Origin of the sequence: Paenibacillus sp. FSL R7-0048, assembly GCF_038004505.1 — a bacterium.
Lineage (GTDB): Bacteria > Bacillota > Bacilli > Paenibacillales > Paenibacillaceae > Paenibacillus_AQ > Paenibacillus_AQ odorifer.
This window is the reverse complement of the sequence record NZ_JBBORF010000001.1, coordinates 4411602-4428147: the sequence shown is the minus strand read 5'-3', so window position 1 is coordinate 4428147 and position 16546 is coordinate 4411602. Positions and strand designations below refer to the sequence as shown.

23 protein-coding genes are annotated in these 16546 nt (G+C 43.5%); 17 read left to right on the top strand and 6 right to left on the bottom strand.

Features of this window, described 5'->3' with window-relative positions:
• Nucleotides 1–25: 25 nt before the first annotated feature.
• From NSQ91_RS19760 to NSQ91_RS19745, 4 genes are all read left to right on the top strand, one after another.
• On the top strand, nt 26–1132 hold the full coding sequence (locus tag NSQ91_RS19760; RefSeq protein WP_076304589.1) for an AI-2E family transporter: 1107 nt from the start codon (nt 26–28) through the stop codon (nt 1130–1132).
• 28 nt (nt 1133–1160) lie between these two features.
• Entirely contained in the window at nt 1161–1511 is a 351-nt protein-coding gene (locus tag NSQ91_RS19755) for an Asp23/Gls24 family envelope stress response protein (protein ID WP_076127105.1), read from the top strand.
• An 80-nt stretch (nt 1512–1591) separates the two neighbouring features.
• Nucleotides 1592–1969 (top strand): hypothetical protein, encoded by a 378-nt coding sequence (locus NSQ91_RS19750; RefSeq protein ID WP_036688624.1) that lies wholly within the window; start codon nt 1592–1594, stop codon nt 1967–1969.
• Between the two features lie 160 nt (nt 1970–2129).
• Entirely contained in the window at nt 2130–3146 is a 1017-nt protein-coding gene (locus NSQ91_RS19745; protein ID WP_076218233.1) for a S66 family peptidase, read from the top strand.
• Nucleotides 3147–3194: 48 nt separating this feature from the next.
• On the opposite strand, the gene NSQ91_RS19740 is transcribed toward NSQ91_RS19745, so the two are convergent.
• From NSQ91_RS19740 to NSQ91_RS19725, 4 genes are all read right to left on the bottom strand, one after another.
• Nucleotides 3195–3479: a YxcD family protein gene (locus NSQ91_RS19740; protein ID WP_036689115.1), complete on the bottom strand. Its 285-nt coding sequence runs from the start codon at nt 3477–3479 to the stop codon at nt 3195–3197.
• Between the two features lie 8 nt (nt 3480–3487).
• A complete protein-coding gene (locus NSQ91_RS19735) occupies nt 3488–3919 on the bottom strand; it encodes a hypothetical protein (protein WP_081383222.1) in 432 nt (143 codons plus the stop codon).
• A gap of 174 nt (nt 3920–4093) precedes the next feature.
• Nucleotides 4094–4654: a beta-class carbonic anhydrase gene (locus NSQ91_RS19730; RefSeq protein ID WP_036688619.1), complete on the bottom strand. Its 561-nt coding sequence runs from the start codon at nt 4652–4654 to the stop codon at nt 4094–4096.
• A gap of 14 nt (nt 4655–4668) precedes the next feature.
• Nucleotides 4669–5010, bottom strand: coding sequence for an iron-sulfur cluster biosynthesis family protein (locus tag NSQ91_RS19725; RefSeq protein ID WP_076127099.1), 342 nt, complete (start codon nt 5008–5010; stop codon nt 4669–4671).
• A 163-nt stretch (nt 5011–5173) separates the two neighbouring features.
• Between NSQ91_RS19725 and NSQ91_RS19720 the strand changes: the two genes are divergently transcribed.
• The 8 genes from NSQ91_RS19720 to trmD all read left to right on the top strand — a co-directional run bounded on the left by NSQ91_RS19720 (nt 5174) and on the right by trmD (nt 11296).
• Nucleotides 5174–6691: a carboxypeptidase M32 gene (locus NSQ91_RS19720; protein ID WP_076127097.1), complete on the top strand. Its 1518-nt coding sequence runs from the start codon at nt 5174–5176 to the stop codon at nt 6689–6691.
• 56 nt (nt 6692–6747) lie between these two features.
• Complete coding sequence (trhA, locus tag NSQ91_RS19715) at nt 6748–7395, top strand: PAQR family membrane homeostasis protein TrhA (RefSeq protein ID WP_036688612.1); 648 nt, start codon at nt 6748–6750, stop codon at nt 7393–7395.
• Nucleotides 7396–7544: 149 nt separating this feature from the next.
• Nucleotides 7545–7901 carry a YlxM family DNA-binding protein gene (ylxM, locus tag NSQ91_RS19710; protein WP_036688609.1) on the top strand — a complete coding sequence of 119 codons (357 nt, stop codon included), beginning with the start codon at nt 7545–7547 and terminating at the stop codon, nt 7899–7901.
• Between the two features lie 21 nt (nt 7902–7922).
• The gene (gene ffh, locus NSQ91_RS19705) at nt 7923–9311 is read left to right on the top strand and encodes a signal recognition particle protein (RefSeq protein ID WP_076304592.1); all 1389 of its coding nucleotides are present in this window, start codon (nt 7923–7925) and stop codon (nt 9309–9311) included.
• 54 nt (nt 9312–9365) lie between these two features.
• Nucleotides 9366–9638: a 30S ribosomal protein S16 gene (gene rpsP, locus NSQ91_RS19700; protein WP_036688604.1), complete on the top strand. Its 273-nt coding sequence runs from the start codon at nt 9366–9368 to the stop codon at nt 9636–9638.
• 22 nt (nt 9639–9660) lie between these two features.
• Nucleotides 9661–9891: a KH domain-containing protein gene (locus tag NSQ91_RS19695; protein WP_036688600.1), complete on the top strand. Its 231-nt coding sequence runs from the start codon at nt 9661–9663 to the stop codon at nt 9889–9891.
• An 89-nt stretch (nt 9892–9980) separates the two neighbouring features.
• Entirely contained in the window at nt 9981–10505 is a 525-nt protein-coding gene (gene rimM, locus NSQ91_RS19690) for a ribosome maturation factor RimM (RefSeq protein WP_036688599.1), read from the top strand.
• Complete coding sequence (gene trmD / locus NSQ91_RS19685) at nt 10505–11296, top strand: tRNA (guanosine(37)-N1)-methyltransferase TrmD (protein ID WP_076304596.1); 792 nt, start codon at nt 10505–10507, stop codon at nt 11294–11296. Before rimM ends, trmD begins: the two co-directional genes overlap by 1 nt.
• A 603-nt stretch (nt 11297–11899) precedes the next feature.
• Here the strand turns inward: trmD and NSQ91_RS19680 are convergent.
• Complete coding sequence (locus tag NSQ91_RS19680) at nt 11900–12076, bottom strand: hypothetical protein (RefSeq protein WP_155288145.1); 177 nt, start codon at nt 12074–12076, stop codon at nt 11900–11902.
• Between the two features lie 205 nt (nt 12077–12281).
• On the opposite strand from NSQ91_RS19680, the gene NSQ91_RS19675 reads away from it, so the two are divergent.
• A complete protein-coding gene (locus tag NSQ91_RS19675) occupies nt 12282–12512 on the top strand; it encodes a hypothetical protein (RefSeq protein WP_036688596.1) in 231 nt (76 codons plus the stop codon).
• 58 nt (nt 12513–12570) lie between these two features.
• Here NSQ91_RS19675 and NSQ91_RS19670 read toward each other — a convergent pair whose 3' ends face one another.
• Nucleotides 12571–13521, bottom strand: coding sequence for a hypothetical protein (locus tag NSQ91_RS19670; protein ID WP_340919470.1), 951 nt, complete (start codon nt 13519–13521; stop codon nt 12571–12573).
• A gap of 412 nt (nt 13522–13933) precedes the next feature.
• Here NSQ91_RS19670 and NSQ91_RS19665 point away from each other — a divergent pair, with 412 nt between their 5' ends.
• From NSQ91_RS19665 to ylqF, 4 genes are all read left to right on the top strand, one after another.
• A complete protein-coding gene (locus NSQ91_RS19665; protein ID WP_051491579.1) occupies nt 13934–14224 on the top strand; it encodes a hypothetical protein in 291 nt (96 codons plus the stop codon).
• Between the two features lie 147 nt (nt 14225–14371).
• A complete protein-coding gene (rplS, locus tag NSQ91_RS19660; RefSeq protein ID WP_036688590.1) occupies nt 14372–14716 on the top strand; it encodes a 50S ribosomal protein L19 in 345 nt (114 codons plus the stop codon).
• Nucleotides 14717–15014: 298 nt separating this feature from the next.
• Entirely contained in the window at nt 15015–15623 is a 609-nt protein-coding gene (gene lepB / locus NSQ91_RS19655) for a signal peptidase I (RefSeq protein ID WP_036688589.1), read from the top strand.
• A gap of 29 nt (nt 15624–15652) precedes the next feature.
• On the top strand, nt 15653–16513 hold the full coding sequence (gene ylqF / locus NSQ91_RS19650; RefSeq protein WP_036688587.1) for a ribosome biogenesis GTPase YlqF: 861 nt from the start codon (nt 15653–15655) through the stop codon (nt 16511–16513).
• Nucleotides 16514–16546 lie beyond the last annotated feature (33 nt).

Here is a 16546-nt window from a genome sequence, read left to right as displayed (position 1 = left end):
CAAATCAGAAGACGGGAGAGAAACTATGGCTAAACTGAACAATTTCATCAGAGTTTGTCTAGCGATTCTTTTAGTGTTAGGCATTGTATATTTAGGCTCACGCGTAGATTTTTTATTCACACCGATCCTGTCTTTGTTCAGTGTCATTATAGTGCCTTTAATGCTGGCGGGTTTCTTTTATTACCTGCTGCGGCCACTGATCGATACCTTGGAGAAATATAAGCTGAATCGTTCTTTGGCGATTATCATCGTATATGTAGTTATTTTAGTGCTTCTGTTTGCTTTTATTATCGGCGTTTGGCCTTCACTTCGCACACAATTAGTTAATTTCGTCGATAATATGCCGAATCTCATTGCCTCCTTGAATCAACAGCTATTGAAACTAGAAGATAATGAATTTCTGTCTGCGCTGATCCCTGCTGATGCGAATCCAGCCTCCACATTGACGGATTATTTGAATAAAGGGTTTACGCTATTAACGAATTACGTATCAGGATTGTTCTCTTTTGTTTCGAATTTCGCGATCATTTTATTCACCTTTCCGATTATGTTATTCTACATGCTTAAGGAAGGTGGGAAATTCGGACGTAAGATTGTAAGTTTCTTTCCAAAGAAGTATCGTGAAGAAGGAACTACAATGATGACTGAAATCGACAGTGCGCTTAGTGGCTTTATCGTGGGCCGGGTGCTTGTTAATTTAGCCTTAGGCGTTCTGATGTATATTGGTTTCCTTATTATCGGCCTGCAATATGCATTGCTGTTGACTGTAATCGCAGTTGTGATGAACTTCGTGCCTTTTATTGGTGCGATACTGTCTAGTATCCCTATTTTCATCATCGGATTCATTCAATCGCCGTCTATAGCCGTCTGGTCCATCATCATTGTTCTGGTAGCGCAGCAGATACAGGATAATTTAATCGCTCCCTACATCTTTGGGAAAAAGCTCGATATTCATCCACTGACAACGATTATCCTGGTATTAGTTGGCGGTGATTTAGGCGGGATCATTGCGATATTGCTGATTATTCCGCTGTATATGATTGTTAAAATCGTCTTGACCAAGGCCTATTATTTGTTTGTCAAGCAACGCCGGGTAGAGATAGAGGTAGAGGAGAGTCCTGATATCTCTTAAGTTAATAAAACATTATGGAGGGATTTCTATGAATGAAGGAACGGAGCAAGGACTAATTCATATTTCAGATGATGTGGTGACTTCGATCGTCGGGCAAGTGGTTCTGGACACACCGGGTATTGCCGGCATGTCAGGAAGCAGTATCTCGGACAACTGGGCTAAACGTCTAAGCGGTAAAAATGTAAAAAAAGGAATGTCCGTTGAAGTAAAAGAAGTGGATGTTGCCATCGATCTTCAGGTCATAGTTAATTACGGATGTGTGATTCAAGAGGTCTGCTATATACTGCAGCAAAATGTAAGAAATGCTGTTGAAAATATGATGGGACTGTCTCTAGTTTCTGTAAATGTTAAGGTTGAGAAGGTCGCTCTGCCATTCTAAGAATAGCCCATTTAATAGGCACCGTAATCTAGGCTTCTGCATAGAATGGAGCAAATCCATTTACGGAGGTCAGAACATCCATGTCGACATTTAACACTGGGCAGCAACAGAATGTGATTTATCAGGCTGATCCTGCTGTGATCCGGCACCTGCACGGTGTCCGCGATTCCCTACATCAATCTTGCAAGCCATACCTTAACCATAAGGTGAACGTACAGACAATAGATGGCTTTGTACATGAAGGCGTTATAGCCGGAGTAGATAATAAACACTTGTATCTGAACGTTGCAGCTAATGGGCAAATGCCCCGCGGGTTTTACAACCCTCATCAGCCGTATCATCCTCATCCGGGCCCGGGACCGGGCCCATATCCAGGACCTTATCCAGGTCCCCCATACAATAATAATGTGATTTTACCGCTTGTGTTGTTTGAACTGCTTGCTATCTCTTTAATCTAGTGTTTGGGTTTAATTGAAGAAGGACATGTGCAGGATTTGCGGTCATACGTTGACGCATCCCGCCAGGTCCTTTTTTTGTAGGCGTAAAGTATGTGTTAGAAGAAGGTGTTCTCATTATCACTTTAGGGATATAATGGGTACAAACTCTGGGAGGTGGCATATGATTAGATACCCTTTTTTGAAAAAAAATGCGACGATAGGCGTTACAGCACCTTCATCTGGAGTAGGCATTCAAAATGCAGAACTACTAACACTGGCCTCCAGCCGGTTGAAGTCGCAAGGATTTAATGTCATTATCGGCGAAACGGCATGGAAGCAAGATAAGGCTAAATCTGCACCAGCCAATGTTCGTGGTCATGAGTTTAATGAGATGATCAAAGATGATGGAATCGATGTCCTTATTCCGCCTTGGGGCGGGGAATTGTTAATTGAAGCTCTGGAATTTATTGATTTTGATGCTTTGCAGGACAAATGGATCGTGGGATATTCAGATATAAGCGTCTTGCTGCTTGCGGTCACGCTGACAACCGGGTTGGCTACTGCCCACGGAGCGAATCTCATTGATTTACGGGGAGAGTATTCGGATGATACTACAGCCCTCTGGCATGCGGTTCTAGAGACACCAGTGGGTGAGTCCATTGTGCAGCATTCATCTCTTAAATATCAGCGGGAATGGCAGCATGATGTGCCTTCGCCATGCGTTTTTCATTTGACAGAGGAGACTTATTGGAAGTCTCTAACTACAGATGCTGTAACGATGAAAGGACGTCTGTTGGGTGGTTGTATAGATGTAATTAGGCATTTGATCGGCACACCTTATGGAAAGCTCCAGCATTTTCAGCAAGAAATGATTCATGACGAACCTATAGTTTGGTATTTGGAAAATTGTGAATTGAACACAGCGGATTTACGCAGATCTTTAGTGCAGATGAAGCTGGCAGGGTGGTTTGAGAATTGTTCGGGGATTATGTTTGGCAGAAGTCCAGCTAATCGGCCTGTGGATAACTATACTGCCGAGGATATATATGCTGAACTATTTGAAGAGCTTAAGGTACCGATCGTTTATGATATCGATTGTGGTCATGTCCCGCCGCAGGTTACTTTTATTAATGGAGCTTATGCAGAAATTGAAGTGGCAGACGGAGTAGGGACGGTAAAGCAATATTTCTATGAATAGCGTTATATCAAAAAAGGACAACCCCTCGGGTTGTCCCTTTTACTATTATTAGTTCCCTGTATTTACAATCGCTGTGATTTCCTCATCCAGGTCCAGTCTTACATCTTCACGATAGGCGCGAACACCATATTCGCTGAGCATGTATCGCAGGATCGCTTCAATCATATTGGACTCCACTAGAAATTGACTGCGGCCCTGTACCCAAACCTCTGCAGAGTAACCGGTATCTTCTTCCCAGCTCAGTTCTACCTGAACATCCTCTGGGCGAACAGCCTTTCGTTCCGCCATGTGCAGACAGAGGGCATTGATGATCTCATCCATGCTTAGAACAATTGTAGACATTAGTAACGACCATCCTGTTCTTCTAAGCGGCGACGTTCTTTTCTACGACGGAAGAAGGACATCACGAGCATAACCAATACATAGATAGCTAGCATATTAACGGCAAAGCCTAGGAAGTCACCAAAAGCTCCCATTCCACCAAACATTCCACCGAATAATAATCCGGCCAAACCACCGATCATCATGCCTTTCATTAAGCTGCCGCCGCTGAAGAAGCCACGTTTTGTATTTGCAGCAGATCCTGCTGTGGAACTTTTAGTGCTGTCACTTTTTTTGATGTTATTTGTTGTTGTTGATTTTTTTGGGGTTGTTGAATAGCTGCGAGTGCCGGATTTGAATCCGCCGCCACCTCGACGTGCATCGGCAAAGTCTGGAGCAACCACTGCAAAAAACAGAGTGAAGGCCATTAGAATCATCATTACGCGTTTCATTGGTTTCATTTAGTACGAAAACCCTCCTGTGAGCATGAATTTTTGTGTATGGTCGGTAATACGCAGACATGCCCCACAAGGTTTCAATTTTATTTATCATAATTTATACTTTTATGCACAAAAAAAGCGTGGATCCAGGATCCACGCAAACAGCAGTTAGAGAGTCGTCATTCGTTACTTATACCCATCAGCGACAAGCTCAAGCGCTCCGGTTGCCGGATCGATGATCATGCCATGGATAGGTACATTAGGGGGAAGCAGTGGATGACGTTTAATCAGGTCCACAGTCTGAATTACCCCTTCTTCGACATTGTCAAACCCACGCAGCCATTTTGTAAGTTTGATTCCGGAATTCTCCAGTGTAGACAGCACTTCTTCAGATACTCCACGTTCTTTAATGGAATTGATCATATGGTCCGCATTGAGGGAGGCCATACCGCATTCATAGTGTCCAACCACGATTACTTCTTCAGCATCTAGTTCATAAAGAGCTACCATTACACTACGCATAACACTACCAAAAGGCTGAGAAATAACCGCACCAGCATTTTTGATGATTTTGACATCACCATTTTTGAAATTCATGGCTTTCGGCAATAATTCAACGAGTCTAGTGTCCATACAGGTGATGATCAGCATTTTTTTGTCAGGATAACGACTGGTTAAATAAGCTTCATAGTCCTTATTCTCTACAAAACTTTTATTAAAGTTAATAATTTCTGATACGTGGCTCATATTAGCTTCCTCCCTTAAATTCCTTGAATTGTACTTACGTTGCGCATATCTCTTACCATGATATTGTTGCCATAAATCTGAGAATCACTGACCAGCTTATAGGAAGAGAAACGTTCCTCTGCGTCGAGTCGCATCTTGTCTTCATAAAAGATTTCCTGTTGCCGGCTTACGATAAAGGGAAGAGAATTCGTCTCTATCCTAGAATCGCCTTGCTCCACTTCTGAAACAATCAGTAACACATTAATTCCGTCACACCCGCAGCCTACCGTATCATAAAAGAGCTTGAAAAATCCTGGCTGATCTCCAAGCCTTTCCTTCAACTTCCTTTCTGCGAGAGGTGTAACTTGAATCATCATAGCCCTGTTCACGCTCCTTGATTTTTGTTCGAAGCATGCTCTGCTTCTTATGTAACTCATTAAATATTTAAAATTAGAGATGTAATCTCTGAAGTTGATTATACTCATTCAAAAAAGTATCATCAAGAGGAGTCTGTAAAACAGAGAAAGCAGGTGGAGTAGAATGGAACAACAAGTAAAGGAACGATGGGAACAATTCAGCGAGTTATTAGCAAAAATTAGTGGATATTCAGAGGCCATAGAATTAATGCACTGGGATTTGCGCACAGGTGCACCGCGTAAAGGAGTAGAAGTACGTTCCGGTACGATTGGGATGCTGAGTGGAGAATTGTTCAGACTCGAGATTTCACAGGAGATGGGTGACTTCACAGCATTTTTCAGCCGTCCAGAAGTATTGAGCCAGCTTACGGCTAATCAACAAAAGATCGTCAACGATTGCCGCAAAGAGTATGAGCGCAGTAAGAGTATTCCTTCCAAAAGATTTGAAGAGTACGCTGTCCTGTCTGCGCATTCCCAAACAATCTGGGAAGAAGCTAAGGAGAACAATGATTTTGCTACATTTGAACCTTATTTGAGTAAAATCGTAGCTCTGAAACAAGAGTTCATCGATTATTGGGGTGTTAATGGCACACGTTACGATACGCTACTAGATATGTATGAGCCTGATCTCACGGTAGAAAAAGTGGATGAAGTGTTCAGTCGCCTCCGCAGCCGCTTGGTTCCGTTAGTGGAAGCTATCGCTGCTTCACCTAATAAACCTGATACCAGCTTCTTGCAGCAGATTTTCCCTAAAGAGCAGCAACAAAAGTTTGGTAACTTTATTCTGAAGCAAATGGGCTATGACTTCGACGCAGGCCGCTTGGATGAGAGTGTGCATCCTTTTGCTACAGGGCTGAATCCAGGTGACGTTCGTATTACGACCGCTTATTTACTTGATAACGTGACTAGCGCCGTCTTCAGCTCACTGCATGAAGGTGGACATGCGCTTTACGAACAAAATATCAGCCAAGATTTAGTGGGAACACCGCTGGCTCAAGGCGCATCGATGGGGATTCATGAATCTCAGTCGAGACTATGGGAGAATATGATCGGCCGCAGCCGTGCGTTCTGGCAACGTTATTACGGTGATCTGCAGCAGCATTTCCCAGAGCAGCTTGCTAATGTAGATGTAGAGGATTTCTACCGGGCTATTAACAGTGTGGAAAATTCATTCATCCGAATTGAAGCAGATGAGCTTACATACAATCTGCACATTATTGTGCGTTACGAGATCGAAAAGCTTATTTTTAATGAAGGTCTATCTGTCAAAGATCTGCCTCAGGTATGGAATGCTAAATATCAAGAATATTTAGGTATTACACCGCCTAATGATGCGCTTGGTGTATTGCAGGACGTGCACTGGTCCGGTGGAGACTTCGGATATTTTGCATCCTACTCTTTGGGAAATATGTATGCTGCCCAAATCTTGAATACACTCCGCAAGGAGCTGCCGAACTACGATGAATGGATTGCTGCGGGAAATCTTTTGCCGATTAAAGAATGGTTAACAGAAAAAATCTACCGTTTCGGAAAAAGCCTGACCCCTTCGCAAATTATCGAACAAGTAACAGGTGAGCCGCTCAGTCCAGATTATCTGGCTGATTATTTGGAGGAGAAATACACGGAGATTTACAAACTGTAATCCAGTGAGGTCCGCGTGGTATAATAGAAAGAAAGCTTAGACGGAAGGATATGGATATGGCAAATACTCACACCTACACCCGGAGAGAAGAAGTCGCGAATGCGATTACGCACGGGATCGGAGCTGTATTAAGCGTCGCTGCACTTGTCCTGCTTGTTGTTTTTGCAAGTCTGAAAGGAACGGCATGGCATGTAGTCAGCTTCTCCATTTATGGAACGACAATGCTGCTTCTGTATCTCAATTCAACACTTGTGCATAGTCTCAAAGAGGGCAAGGCGAAGGATTTGTTCGAATTTTTCGATCACTCCTCTATTTATCTGTTTATCGCAGGCACGTATACACCCTTTTTGCTAGTAGCTATTCGGGGAACACTTGGCTGGAGTTTATTTGGTGTTATATGGGGAATCGCAGTATTTGGCGTTTTCTTCAAAGCGTTTTTTGTTAAAAAGTTCTTGTTCATGTCTACGGTATTCTACATTGCTATGGGTTGGCTGATTGTTATCGCCTGGAATCCTCTATCGGCAGTGGTAGCGGACGGTGGTATGATTCTGCTGATGGCTGGCGGAGTGCTTTATACTCTAGGCACAGTTTTTTATGTATGGAGAGGGTTTCCGTTCCATCATGCGATCTGGCATGTTTTTGTTCTTGCGGGCAGTGTCACACATTTCTTCGCCATATTGATTTATGTACTGCCAATCCAATAATTTCAAGCGGATTTATCGCGGAAAATATGGATTTTTAATAAAGAAAGAGATGACAAGCAAAAGTGCTTGACATCTCTCTTTCTTTTAGGTATCATAAGGGACGTTGTGAAGGTGTAAAGTGTTTTTCCTTGACGAAGGGGTTGTCCTTAATGAGTCAGGAGAATAGGCTCGAGAAAACGAATCGTATCAATTTGCTTTTTGCCTTCTATGAACGACTGCTTACAGATAAGCAGCAAACGTTTCTTAAATATTATTTTCACGATGATTTTTCCTTGGGAGAAATCGCCGCTGAATTTGAAATCAGCCGCCAAGCTGTTTATGAGCATATTAAGCGGGCTGAGCAAGTCCTTGAGAATTATGAAGAAAAACTTGGACTATTAGTGAAACATGAGAGTCGTACTAAATATTTAGAAGAGCTGCGCAGACTGCCGGAGAATGGGATGCTGCCTGAGCAATATAAACTTCGGTTCGCGGAGATCGTGGATCGCTTGCAGAGGTTAGAGTAGCATGAAGGGAGAAATCTGCATATGGCGTTTGAAGGTTTAACCGGAAGATTGCAGAATGTGTTCAGCAAGCTACGCGGTAAAGGTAAAGTATCCGAAGAAGACGTAAACGAAGCTATGCGTGAAGTGCGGTTAGCCCTTCTGGAAGCCGATGTTAACTTCAAGGTAGTTAAAGAATTCGTGGCTAAGGTGAAAGAAAAGTCCATCGGCAAGGAAGTCATGGACAGCTTTACGCCTGGCATGGTAATTATCGACATCGTCAACAAGGAACTAACCGATCTGATGGGCGGAAGCCAAGCGAAGCTGGCCAAGTCGAACAAGCCGCCGACCGTCATTATGATGGCGGGTCTACAAGGGGCTGGTAAGACAACCACTTCGGGTAAGCTAGCTAAGCTGTTACAGAAGGGCAATCATCGTCCGCTCTTGGTTGCGGGAGATATTTACCGGCCTGCTGCTATCAAGCAGCTGCAAGTGCTGGGAGAACAGATTAAGGTTCCTGTATTCTCACTTGGTGATCAGACTAGTCCGGTAGAAATTGCCAGACAAGCTGTACAACATGCGAAGGATAACGGACTTGATTATGTTATTATCGATACTGCAGGCCGCCTGCATATCGATGAAGAACTAATGGAAGAACTCAAGCAGATTCACAATGTTGTAAATCCTGATGAAGTACTTCTTGTAGTAGATGCTATGACGGGTCAAGACGCCGTGAATGTAGCCGAGAGCTTTAATAAGCAGCTTGAGCTTACAGGGGTCGTATTGACGAAACTCGACGGCGATAGCCGTGGTGGTGCTGCACTGTCAGTAAAAGCTGTTACCGGTTGCCCGATCAAATTCGCCGCTTTAGGGGAGAAGATCGACGCGCTGGAGCCGTTCCATCCGGAACGTATGGCTTCGCGGATTCTGGGTATGGGCGACATGCTGTCGCTGATTGAGAAAGCCCAAGCGAACATTGATACTGACAAGGCTAAAGAAATGGAACGTAAGATGCGTAATGCAGAGTTTACGTTCGACGATTTCCTAGAGCAAATGGATCAGGTGAAGAAGCTAGGCCCTATCGATCAAATTCTTGATATGCTTCCGGGTATGAACAAAGCCAAGGGCATTAAAGATTTAAAGGTCGACGATAAGCAAATGGGACGCGTTGAAGCCATAGTTCATTCTATGACTAAGGCGGAGAAGCAACAGCCTGAGATCATTAACCATAACCGCCGCAAGCGTATTGCAACCGGCAGCGGAACCTCAGTCGCTGAGGTCAACCGCCTCATCAAACAATTTGATGAGATGCGTAAGATGATGAAGCAATTCTCCGGCATGATGGGCGGAGGCGGCAAAGCCTCCAAGAAAAATGCCATGAAGCAGCTTAAAGGTCTTGGTGGTGGAAAAGGGCTGAAATTCCCTTTTAAATGATCTTGAATGTCTGACCAACTAATGTTGGAAACTATTATAAGGAGGTGATTTTTCGTGGCAGTACGTATTCGTCTAAAAAGAATGGGAGCGCATAAAGCGCCTTTCTATCGTGTAGTGGTTTCCGATTCCCGGTCCCCTCGTGACGGTCGTTTTATCGAGGAAATCGGTTATTATAATCCGATTGAACAACCGGCAGTAGTTAAGATCGATGAGGAAAAAGCTCTTAAATGGCTTCAAACAGGTGCGCAAGCATCTGATACCGTCCGCAACTTGCTTTCCAAAGCAGGCGTGATGAAGAAGTTTCATGAGCTTAAGCAACAGAAATAATGACTGATTGCGAGGGTCCTCTATGGAAGAATTAGTTGGAGTAATTGCTAAGGCTTTAGTGGATCATCCAGAAGATGTGACGGTACGGGCTGTGGAGAAAGAGCATTTGATTGTCTATGAGCTGTCCGTACATCCAGATGATGTAGGAAAGGTCATCGGCAAGCAAGGCAGGATCGCCAAGGCGCTCCGTACAGTAGTCACATCTGCAGCAGTCAAGAGCGATAAACGCGTAACTGTAGATATTTTATCTTAAATAATGCGTACAATGAGGGGCTAGGGATAGTATATCCCGGCTCCTTTTTGTTCAAATATATAGATGAAGCTTGTAGAGGAGAGGGTTATATGACGGAAGAATTAACCGTAGGCCGGCTTGTGAATACACATGGAATTCGCGGGGAGATTAAAGTATTATCCCATACCGATTTTCCTGAGGTTCGTTTCGCTAAAGACAAGAAGCTGTTCGTCATCCCTGCGGATGGCAGTGCAAAATTCGAAGTGACTGTAGAATCCGCTCGAGAGCATAAGGGTATGTTTATCGTTAAGCTTAAGGGATATACCAATATTAACGAAGTGGAAAAGTATAAGGGAAGTTTGCTTAAGGTGCCAAGTAATGATCTGGTTGATCTGCCAGAGAATGAATATTACTTCCACCAAATCGTTGGCTGTGAAGTTTATACGGATGATGCTGGAAGTGAACCGCTTGGCACAATTACGGAAATTTTACAGCCAGGTGCAAATGACGTGTGGGTTGTTAAGCCTGCTAAAGGTCAAGACATCCTTATCCCTGTAATTAACGATGTAGTGCTGAACGTGGACATTGAGGCCAAACGAATTACGGTTCACTTAATGGAAGGACTATTGCCATGATCAGAATTGATGTGCTAACGCTCTTTCCGGAGATGTGCGAAGGCGTATTTAGCACAAGTATTCTTGGTAAGGCACGCGAAAAAGGGATTGTATCTTTGAATGCTGTGAACTTTCGTGATTTCTCAGGAAATAAGCACAACAGTGTGGATGATACACCGTATGGCGGGGGCGGGGGTATGGTACTAAAGCCTGACCCGATCTTTGCAGCGGTAGAACATGTATTGGGGATCGAGGCTAGTCCTTTGGAGAATGGTTCTGAAGCTGCAGTCCCGTCGCCTTCCTCTGTGAAGCCACGCATCATTCTTATGTGTCCACAAGGAAAGACCTATAATCAGAAGATTGCTGAGGAACTGGCACAAGAGCAGCATCTAATCTTTATATGTGGTCATTATGAGGGCTACGATGAGCGGATACGGGAGCATCTGGTTACAGATGAACTGTCGATTGGCGATTACGTGTTAACGGGTGGAGAACTACCAGCACTGACGGTTATTGATTCAGTAGTTCGGCTACAGCCAGGGGCGCTTGGAAACGAAACCTCTGCGATCACCGATTCGTTCAGTACAGGGCTGTTGGAATATCCTCACTACACTCGACCCGCTGAATTTCGCGGCTGGAAGGTACCAGATATGTTGCTGAGTGGCCATCACGCCAACATCGAAGTATGGCGGAGAGAGCAAGCGTTACAGCGTACACTTGAACGTAGACCTGATTTGCTCGAAAGTGCAGAACTAACATTGAAAGACAAGAAAACACTGGAACGTCTGAAAAATGAAATCAAGCCGGAGTAAAATTTTAATAAAACAGGCATATTTTACGTCTTTTTAACGTATCTTACGTTAAGGAGGCGTTTTTGTTATGTTTACTTAAGTATAAGAAGGGCTATAATCTCGTATTTTTTTTGCGTAATTTCCAAAACAAATTAGCATAGGTGCGTTGAACTCTTCTATTTGGGGTAATAGATAGAGGTGGCGTAATACTATATGCAGCTTACGATGCAGCAAGCTTAACTATTGAAAGGAATGAACTGAAGTGACTACGAAGACGCGTGAAGAATTCAAGCCTAGCGTGGACACGATCCACAAAGATGCGGAGCCGCTCCGCACTGTGAATGATATTATCGATTATTATACAAATCGCAAATCGTAATTCCCATTCGCCCTTTAAAGCTTGAACATATAAGATTAATAATTAAGTATGAATAAGCAAGTCCAATAAAACCATTAGAGTATAGCGAACGAAAGTTCACTACATCTAATGGTTTTATTGTGCTCTACTAAGAGGTCAAACCCTGTGATTCTGATCAGAATGTAAACGCCCACTCTTCAAGGAGAATTAAAAACTCTTTGGAAAGGGGGCGTTTGGTTAACTATAAAAATTCGTGGAGGCGCATTCTACTCTTTGCGAAAGAGGCGATATACTCCTGTAAGTAGAGCGTAAAGCGCAAAACATACGAGAACAGTAACTGCCCATGCATAGTTGCGAACGGTATAGGTAAGCGATGATAAAATAATAAAGATGGTAATACGCAGTACGCCTTCCTTAATAAACTGTTTACGTGCTACATTCATTCGATTGGCCTCCTTGAATGGATAGGATGGTACGGATAACAAGCCGAGAATATGTCTTTCCTTATATATAACCTTTGGGAATACAAAAAATGCAGAGAACGGAAAGTAAATATCGATCCAAACAAATGACCTATGTAACTTAGCCGTTACCGACCTGTACTCCTCACCATAGAGTATATCATTACGAATGAGGAGGAGTACACTAGTGGAGGCTTATTATAATTGCTTACGTTGTAAGAATAGAAGGGTACGTATCCTGACTACTGATGGCAGACAGCATGAAGGTGTGATTACAGATGTGGACAGATATAATGTTTACTTAAGAACAGGATCCAATGGACCTGTGCAGACTTCTGCATTTTTTGGTTACCCTTATGCTGCTGACAATATTTTAACTCTCAGCTTGTTCACGCTGTTGGCTATTGCATTAATCTGATATGATGATGCAAAAACAGACCGTCCGCTAATCCGGACGGTCTGTTTTTAGTGGTTGGTTACTCTACTGTAATTGCACCTATATCTGAGCTTAAGGACAACAAAGGACCTCCTCCGTTAACATCACGTTTGCCACCCTCAACCCCGGTAATCTGGCCTAGATCACTTTTAGCCACCAAGCTACATTTCACGCCATCGGCTAGAACAGCATTGAGGCTACCTACATTTGTTGTCGCTTTAAGACGGCTATCACTCTTCATTCCGGCTATATCCATACGTATGCTTCCTGTATTAGACTCTAGAGTGGACTTACCGGTGATGTTAGCTCCTTCGATATCAATAGCTCCAACGTTGCTGACGATGCGGTAATTTCCGTCCAGATTGCGGAGACGAATTTGCCCGACATTATTGGTGATTTGATATTCATCCATACGGGTGGGGATCTCAATGGTATAGTTAATGCTAAAATCTGAATAACCGTATTTGTCTTGAGCCCAAGTCCATAAATCCTTCTTCGGATTTGATTTGGAATTTGTAGATACCTTCAGAGTATCGCCACTAACGTCTATTGAAATCTCAGCGTCATCCAAGATTTTCTGGCGGTCAGCTTTATGACCGGAGCCGTTATGGGCTAAGATTGTCGCACTCACATTAATTTGATCACCCGTAGTTGATGTAACTTCTATTTCTCCCACTGCATTGTTCATGCTAAGCACTGAAGCAGAGCCGATCTCTTTAGATAAGGATAGTTCTTTGCTAATGCTGTTTGCTTTAACTTCGTCGACCACCTTGGTAGCTGTATCCTGAACGGCCTGTTCCACGCTTGCAGCGGCTTTACCTAGCTCTTGCTTCACAGCCTCACCAATATTTTGCTGCACATCTTCAGTAATATTCTTTCCTAGTTCATTATTAGCGGATTGCCTACCCGGTAACTCTGTGCATCCTGCCAGAAGTACGACGGACAAGACGGCTACAGCTGCCATTACGCTAGTTGTATTACTCTTTTTCATTGAATAAAATCCTCCTTATTTTTGGGTATATGTGTTCTTCCCTAAGCGCTACGTTATGTACGTACTTCTGTAAGTATAGCCTATGGGGATTTATTGTAAAAACGGCTGTAGGCGGGTTAATATACTGGACCAAAGACTAGGTATTTAAAAAGTGTTCACTACACTTCAAATTTCAATTGTGCTAAAATGAAATATAGATCTTACGCTCACATTAAAATGGGTAAGAGTACATATAAAAAGAGCGAAGATGCTCTCATATATAATCTTCAGCAGCTACTGAAAAGCGCTTTTTATAGTGAGATGTGCTAAGGCTAGTTTGCGAATACGATATAGACCGTTGCCTTACTTGCATCACAGGGCGGTCTTTTTATTTTCTTACCTCAAGTAAATCATGAAGAGCGGAGGGAGCCAGATGAAATATGTAGTTATTTTGCTTGTCTTGCTAGCGCTGGGTGTTGGGTATTATATCGTTCAGAAAAAGAAAACAAGCAGCTCAAGCGATCCTTTGCGCACGACTAGCAGTAATGTGATCTCAATGGATAGTCATCGCAAAGCCAAACAGAGTCCAGGGGAGCAACCTTGCTCTTCTTGCAAGAAGAAGAATGGGAAGTTGATCTTCTATGCTCAAGACAATGGAACCGTGGTCGGCTTGTGTAAAGACTGCCAGTCTAAGGCAAAAAAAAGAGATATGTTACCGTTATAAAATAGAAAAATAAGTTGTATTAGCCCGTCCTTTATGATATTATTAACTCTGTTGTGTGGAATACGGTGGTCCGCTGCGGATAATGAGGGAGAGCTCAGATCTCTCCGGAAGAGGCAAGAACACCTGTACGGAAGGAGGAAGTCCTTAATGAATATCCTACAAGCTATTACGCAAGAGCAACTTCGTAAAGATATCCCTAGTTTTCGTCCGGGTGACACTTTGAAGGTGCATGTAAAAGTTATCGAGGGAACTCGTGAGCGTATCCAGTTGTTCGAAGGCGTTGTAATCAAACGTCGTGGCGGTGGAATCAGTGAGACTTTTACGGTTCGTAAAATTTCTTACGGTGTTGGTGTGGAAAGAACATTCCCAATCAACTCGCCTAAACTCGAAAAAATCGAAGTGGCTCGTCGTGGTAAAGTGCGTCGTGCTAAGCTTTATTACCTTCGTGAACTACGTGGTAAAGCAGCGAGAATTAAAGAAATTCGTCGCTAGAATAGTGACAGAGGAGAGGGGCTTGAGTTCAAGCCCCTTTCGCTTTATTTTTTTTTGAAAATATAAGAAAAGCATAAGTTTTACGTTATACATTATTCTTATATTTCTCGCATAAACGCATACCGTCCTTAAAAGGACGCTGAGGGCGTTTTAGCTTGGTATACAATGCGTGTGACATATACGCTTGGGGATAAGCTTCTCCGAAAAGGCCTCCTGAAGGAGTATCTGTGGAGGGGTTTTTGGCAGGAGTTTTTTTGTGTTGTATAGTAAGAGTAGTATTAAGAGAGGACGGTGAACTATGCAGCAGGAACAAAGCGAAACTTTGGAATCAAGCGAGCAGAACCCACGTAAACAGAAAAATGAAGTGCTGGAATGGGTCAAGGCCATTGCGATTGCTTTAGTTCTGGTTATACTGATTCGCTGGCTTTTATTCAAGCCTTTTATTGTAGATGGACCTTCCATGCAGCCTAATTTCCATACGGGAGAACGTGTTATCGTTAATGAAATTTTATACGATATAAGATCTCCGCAGCGGGGTGAGGTTATTGTATTCCACGTGCCATCTGAAGGCAGAGATTTTATTAAACGTGTAATTGGTGTGGCTGGAGATACTGTGAAAGTAGAAGGAGATGTAGTTACAGTTAACGGTGAGGTTGTTAACGAGACTTACATCCAAGGCGCTATTGATGCTGCGCATAGTAACAACGCTCTGTATAATAATAAAGATTTCCCAAATGAAAAATTCACGGATGGTACTGTACCAGAAGGACATATTTTCGTTATGGGGGATAATCGCTCGGATAGTACAGACAGCCGGATGATTGGCTATGTGCCGCTGGGTGATATTGTGGGTCGTGCAGATTTAATCTTCTGGCCGATAAAAGATATTACACTGATTAACCATTAAGTTGACAGAAGTCAAAGGAGGTGACGGCAATGGCCATTCATTGGTTTCCTGGTCATATGACGAAGGCTAGGCGGCAAATCGAGGATAAGCTGAAGCTGATTGATGTTGTTATAGAGTTGCTCGATTCCCGTCTGCCGCTTTCCAGCCGCAATCCGATGATTGACGATATTTTGCGGGACAAGCCGAGATTAATTATTTTGAACAAAGCGGATCTGGCGGATCCGGAAATTACTCGGAAGTGGCTGGCGTACTTTAAGGAACAAGGGCATGTTGCCCATCCTGTGGACGCATCTACTGGAACAGGCGTTAAGGAGATTCCGGAGCAGGTCAAGTTGCTGTTGAAGGAAAAGATTGATCGGCAGATCGCAAGGGGAATGAACCCACGAGCTATGCGCGCATTGATCGTCGGTATTCCTAACGTCGGTAAATCAACGCTGATTAATCGAATGGCTGGTAAGAGTATCGCTGCTACGGGTGATCGCCCGGGGGTTACTAAGGGCCAGCAGTGGATTAAAACAGGAGGTAATCTGGAGCTTCTGGATACTCCTGGTATCTTATGGCCGAAGTTTGAGGATCAAGACGTGGGTTACCGCTTGGCCGTGACGGGTGCGATCAAAGAAGAAATCCTGAACATTGAGGACATTGCTTTTTATGCAGTGAAGTATTTGGTCAAGGATTATGGTTCCAGATTTCAAGAGCGCTTTGGTATTGAGAAGCTTCCTGAGGATCTTGAGAACCCTGATGAGATCGTTGCAGTTATGGAAGCCGTGGGTCGTAAACGCGGTTGTCTGATTAGCGGTGGACGTGTTGATCTAGAAAAAGCTTCACGTGCTTTGCTGCATGAGCTGCGGGCAGGTAAGCTTGGTCGTTTTACGCTGGAAACACCTTAAAGGCGTTTAAATGAATGGGTATGGAAGAGCCAT

Excerpts from the sequence above, each read along its gene's own strand:
- rimM (WP_036688599.1), top strand. The coding sequence starts at position 9,981 with ATGACGGAAGAATTAACCGTAGGCCGGCTTGTGAATACACATGGAATT.
- trhA (WP_036688612.1), top strand. The coding sequence starts at position 6,748 with ATGGCAAATACTCACACCTACACCCGGAGAGAAGAAGTCGCGAATGCG.
- ffh (WP_076304592.1), top strand. The coding sequence starts at position 7,923 with ATGGCGTTTGAAGGTTTAACCGGAAGATTGCAGAATGTGTTCAGCAAG.
- NSQ91_RS19745 (WP_076218233.1), top strand. The coding sequence starts at position 2,130 with ATGATTAGATACCCTTTTTTGAAAAAAAATGCGACGATAGGCGTTACA.
- NSQ91_RS19750 (WP_036688624.1), top strand. The coding sequence starts at position 1,592 with ATGTCGACATTTAACACTGGGCAGCAACAGAATGTGATTTATCAGGCT.
- NSQ91_RS19725 (WP_076127099.1), bottom strand. The coding sequence starts at position 5,010 with ATGATGATTCAAGTTACACCTCTCGCAGAAAGGAAGTTGAAGGAAAGG.
- rplS (WP_036688590.1), top strand. The coding sequence starts at position 14,372 with ATGAATATCCTACAAGCTATTACGCAAGAGCAACTTCGTAAAGATATC.
- ylqF (WP_036688587.1), top strand. The coding sequence starts at position 15,653 with ATGGCCATTCATTGGTTTCCTGGTCATATGACGAAGGCTAGGCGGCAA.
- NSQ91_RS19760 (WP_076304589.1), top strand. The coding sequence starts at position 26 with ATGGCTAAACTGAACAATTTCATCAGAGTTTGTCTAGCGATTCTTTTA.
- NSQ91_RS19735 (WP_081383222.1), bottom strand. The coding sequence starts at position 3,919 with ATGAAACGCGTAATGATGATTCTAATGGCCTTCACTCTGTTTTTTGCA.
- NSQ91_RS19680 (WP_155288145.1), bottom strand. The coding sequence starts at position 12,076 with ATGAATGTAGCACGTAAACAGTTTATTAAGGAAGGCGTACTGCGTATT.
- lepB (WP_036688589.1), top strand. The coding sequence starts at position 15,015 with ATGCAGCAGGAACAAAGCGAAACTTTGGAATCAAGCGAGCAGAACCCA.
- NSQ91_RS19695 (WP_036688600.1), top strand. The coding sequence starts at position 9,661 with ATGGAAGAATTAGTTGGAGTAATTGCTAAGGCTTTAGTGGATCATCCA.
- NSQ91_RS19670 (WP_340919470.1), bottom strand. The coding sequence starts at position 13,521 with ATGAAAAAGAGTAATACAACTAGCGTAATGGCAGCTGTAGCCGTCTTG.
- NSQ91_RS19755 (WP_076127105.1), top strand. The coding sequence starts at position 1,161 with ATGAATGAAGGAACGGAGCAAGGACTAATTCATATTTCAGATGATGTG.
- NSQ91_RS19665 (WP_051491579.1), top strand. The coding sequence starts at position 13,934 with ATGAAATATGTAGTTATTTTGCTTGTCTTGCTAGCGCTGGGTGTTGGG.
- ylxM (WP_036688609.1), top strand. The coding sequence starts at position 7,545 with ATGAGTCAGGAGAATAGGCTCGAGAAAACGAATCGTATCAATTTGCTT.
- NSQ91_RS19720 (WP_076127097.1), top strand. The coding sequence starts at position 5,174 with ATGGAACAACAAGTAAAGGAACGATGGGAACAATTCAGCGAGTTATTA.
- NSQ91_RS19730 (WP_036688619.1), bottom strand. The coding sequence starts at position 4,654 with ATGAGCCACGTATCAGAAATTATTAACTTTAATAAAAGTTTTGTAGAG.